The organism is Candidatus Magnetaquicoccus inordinatus, assembly GCF_004217665.1.
GTDB lineage: Bacteria > Pseudomonadota > Magnetococcia > Magnetococcales > Magnetaquicoccaceae > Magnetaquicoccus > Magnetaquicoccus inordinatus.
The window spans coordinates 1-1,288 of record NZ_RXIU01000471.1 but is presented as its reverse complement, the minus strand read 5'-3'; the positions used below and the strand labels follow the sequence as shown (position 1 = coordinate 1,288).

Genomic DNA, 1,288 nt, shown 5'->3' with positions numbered 1-1,288 from the left:
TGCTGGTTAAGGGCATGGCATCAGAAATGGCCATGGCCTGTTCCAAGTCGAAGGCAGGGCAACGGATCAGTTGGGCCAGCCAGTCAATGGGCTGTCGGTGTTGCTTGGGATAGGAGGGATCGCAATAGTCCTGAACACAGTGGACCAGCGTTTCTGCGGTATTTTTTGGTGCCAAGTCAAACGAGCGGGCGATACTCGGATAATTCTCGTTGGAAAACAGTTTGAGAATGACCGCCTCTCCCAGCAGATCGGGGAGGATGGGTGCAATATCTTCTCCAGGTCCAGGAAGTGCTTGATGGAGCACATCGGCAAAATCCCCCGGATCCCCGGCAGAAGGTAACCGCAACTCCTTTTTTTCCTCTTCAGCCAAATCCATGACTTTTTCTCTGCTCAAGCCTTTAGTCAGGGTGGCACAGGCTGCCAAACGACAGAGGATTTTTGCTCGTCCTGGCACCCCGCCAGCAAAGCCGCGCAGACGGGAAAGCTCTCTGTCAGCCATCTTCATGACCAGTTCGCTGCGATTGAGTGCCAGCAGAGAGGAAAGATTACCTCCAGCCGCCAGCAGTGCGGCCATGATCAGAAACAGAGGCTCATTACCCCAGGGGAGCTTCTCCAATAGAGTATTAAACTGAGGATCATTCGGCAGGCTGAAGGAAACAGCTCTTTTTGCCAAGACCGCAGACAGGATACCCCGTCGCCACTCCAAGTCCATCTCTTTGTTGATCTTTAACGGAGCCGGGGTGGCGAGCAGTCTCTCTATATCGCGGTTTTCCGTATCGCTGCTTGAGCCGTTAAAAACCTTGTCCCACCATCCCTCTCCAGGCTGGCCATGACGTTCCAGGAGCAGGATGCGTAAGGCAAATGGATGCTCTCTTCTTTCAGACAAGCGCAAGAGCCAGGTATGGATCTCCCCGGCGGCAAAGGCGGCATAGTCGATCACCAGCAAGGTGGGTTGATACCAGTTCCAGGCGGCAGGATCGGTATGCGAGAGCAGTTGTTGCAGAGCATCCTGTCGCAAAAAACCCGCATCCCACCCCATTTTTTCGGCAGCACGGCAAAGATCCCAAGCCAGACGGGTTTTGCCAGTGCCTCCGGGTGCGGTGATAACCTGTACACTGATTCCCGTTCCCTTTAGCCACTCGTGCAGCGCTTTCCAGGTCTCTTCGCGACCAAGCAAGGGAATCTGCGGAAAACGGGGATCCATCCACTCCCGGTCAGTCGTGGGAAGTGGGCTGTCTTCTGGTTTTGGTCGGAGCATGTAGGGAGTATGTTGTGCTGCGTGCGGCCA

1 protein-coding gene is annotated in these 1,288 nt (G+C 54.9%); it reads right to left on the bottom strand.

The genetic code is table 11. The features are described from left to right. Nucleotides 1-1,258: P-loop NTPase family protein (locus tag EJP87_RS16610; protein WP_130472947.1), on the bottom strand; the 1,258-nt coding region annotated here is incomplete at its 3' end. Between the last annotated feature and the right edge of the window lie 30 nt (nucleotides 1,259-1,288).